The 2,483-nt window shown below is 50.8% G+C and carries 3 protein-coding genes; 1 reads left to right on the top strand and 2 read right to left on the bottom strand.

What is annotated here, in order from left to right; translation table 11 throughout:
* The first annotated feature begins 21 nt into the window (after window positions 1-21).
* A complete protein-coding gene (locus EH55_RS13775) occupies window positions 22-639 on the top strand; it encodes an IS256 family transposase (RefSeq protein WP_328286347.1) in 618 nt (205 codons plus the stop codon).
* Between the two features lie 216 nt (window positions 640-855).
* On the opposite strand, the gene EH55_RS03540 is transcribed toward EH55_RS13775, so the two are convergent.
* Window positions 856-1,458 (bottom strand): terminase small subunit, encoded by a 603-nt coding sequence (locus EH55_RS03540; protein ID WP_037974839.1) that lies wholly within the window; start codon window positions 1,456-1,458, stop codon window positions 856-858.
* Window positions 1,459-1,541: 83 nt separating this feature from the next.
* Entirely contained in the window at window positions 1,542-2,444 is a 903-nt protein-coding gene (locus EH55_RS03535; RefSeq protein ID WP_051682614.1) for an ISNCY family transposase, read from the bottom strand.
* Window positions 2,445-2,483: the final 39 nt, after the last annotated feature.

Genomic DNA, 2,483 nt, shown 5'->3' with positions numbered 1-2,483 from the left:
AGGGCATCGTGAGTCCTTGGCCTGTGGGTCGGCGGAAATGAGAGCGCCAAGTACTGGGTCGGTGTCCTTAACGAGATCCGTAATCGCGGCACCGAAGATATTTTCATTATCTCCGTCGACGGCCTGACAGGCTTTGCAGATGCGATAAGCGCCGTATATCCCAAGGCCGAAATCCAGCGCTGCATTGTCCATCAGATCCGTTACACGACAAAATTCGTCTCTTACAAGGACATTAAGGCTTTTATGAATGATTTGAAGGGTGTCTATCAGGCTCCTACACTGGAGCAGGCCGAGGAAGGGCTTGACAGACTTGAAGAGAAGTGGGGCTCGAAATACCCGTCTTCGGTAGCGAGCTGGCGGAACAACTGGCCTCAGTTATCCGCTTATTTCAAGTATCCCTATGAGCTGCGCCGGATGATCTATACGACAAACCAGATCGAGAACTACAACCGGCAGCTCAGGAAAGTGACAAAAACACGTACGATCTTCCCCTCAGACGACGCCCTTCTCAAGCTCCTTTATCTTGCGACGATGGACATCACTGAAAAGTGGACCGGCAGGGACAGGGACTGGAGTAAAATTCTGTCACAGCTGTGCATTTACTTTGAGGAACGCATAGAACCCGGAGATCTGGAATAGCCCTAAACGCCTATAAGAAAAGTCCGGGCTGCAGTCCATTGACAGCCCGGATAGCGTATGTCATTATGGTGATACTGAAGCAGTAACGGTAACCCTTTGATGTCTTACATCGATCCAGGGGCAAGGGGTTTACACAGAATAAGTTACACTACCTTCGGAAAATATTTACCCGTTACGATAAGCTTGACGTGCTGTTCTGTGGGTTCATCTACTTTGCTATGATCGTAGATGCAATTTAATGTGAACAGACTCTAAATTGATACTGACCGCGCCGTCGCTTTCCTTTATCCCGGAAATCTCCGCCAGCAGCTTCGCCGCCGCTATGGGATCGTTGAGCTCCACTTCCAGGCCGCCGTCGGAATGTTCCGTCGCCGGGATCGCCTTCAACTTCTTTATCGCGCCGCGCTCCTCCTCGGTCAGCCCGGTAGTCGGCACGAAAAGCAGACTGCCGAAATCAAGTATGCGCTGCCCGCCGTTGTTCTCGGCAAGTTCTTTTAGTATTTCTTCACGGCGTGGGTCGTCTCTGCCCGGTGAAATATGTACGATGTCGGTCAGATTGGTGCCCACGATCCCTACAAACCTGCGCACGATAAGCTCGCGTACTTTCTCCTTGTCATAACCTGACGCGGCCAGCGCTTCGCGCCGCAAATCGTTGATACGCCTGATAATATTAAGCTTTCTTAAGTTCTGACTGGCGATGACGGCGGCGGAACTCCTATTCTCTGTATAGCCGGCGCGGACGACGGCCTCAGTGCCGTTGCCCCTGCATTCGCCGACGTAAAACTGACAAAACCGCTCCTGCATCTCACTGAGCGCCATCATTACCGCCTCCTTTCAATAAATCGTCTATAGTCTGTGTCAATAACCAGAGAAAATGTCACCCTAATTGTTCTGAGAAAATGTCACTCCCTCCCTGTTTGTGTGTTATTATATATAGCAGGTTTGATTTTAAATCCACCCCGCCAGGGGTGGTCCGAAGCAGGCTTGTGTGGTGACACAGCGCCTGCTTTCTTTTTCACGCCTACATCGATCGCTTTTTGCGCCCTAAACACCTTCTTCATTAGGACTGGCATGCCGTTTTGTATGACGTAAACGGCCCCGTCAAAGGTTTCCCTGACTTCCAGTATTCTTCCACGAACAAATACGGGGCTCTTTTCATCCTCTGGAGTATATATCTCCCCTTTGTATGATATGGTATTCCCCCCGCCGGCCCTTCTCGTGTCCCTTATGGAGAAAACAAGTCCGAGATCGATGCTTCTGTCAAAAGGCATGCAGGCGCTACCGTCCTCATGCGGCAGCACTGCAAACCTGCGGTTATAGTCGCTGATAAAACCTTCCGCTATCATCTTATTAGCGTCAGCGATGTTTGTGATGGATGAAAACCTCAATTCGGCGATGAGCCTGTCCTGAAATGTATTCCAGAGCCTTTCTATACGTCCCTTGGCCTGAGGGCTGTGCGCCGTTATCTGCTTTATACCAAGCTCATACAGCGCCTTGCCAAAGTTTGACAGCGGCAGCTCCGTTCCGCTCAAAATCTCATCGTCGGTCAACTCCTTGGGCGAACGGAATATAGTATGGCGGTCGCTGTATATGGACAGAGGCAATCCATATGCAAGCATCCCTTGTTCCAGCGCCGCGGCATAGCCGCGCATACATTCAGTTTCAGTAAAGAACGCCCCTGTAACGACCCCTGTCGCATCGTCTATATATGCGTGCAAAGTTGCATATCCGTGTTCTTCACCAAACCACTTGTGTCTGCTTGCATCGGTCTGCACATAATACCGGCGGTCGTCTTCCTTGGACACGGCCGGTGCTGTTTTGCTTTATGCTTCACTGCCTTCTTG

It is taken from the genome of Synergistes jonesii (genome assembly GCF_000712295.1).
GTDB classification, from domain to species: domain Bacteria; phylum Synergistota; class Synergistia; order Synergistales; family Synergistaceae; genus Synergistes; species Synergistes jonesii.
This window is presented reverse-complemented; position numbering and strand designations above follow the sequence as displayed.

What these genes read in the sequence shown, in the direction of transcription:
- EH55_RS03540 (WP_037974839.1), bottom strand. Translation starts at nt 1,458, where the DNA reads ATGGCGCTCAGTGAGATGCAGGAGCGGTTTTGTCAGTTTTACGTCGGC.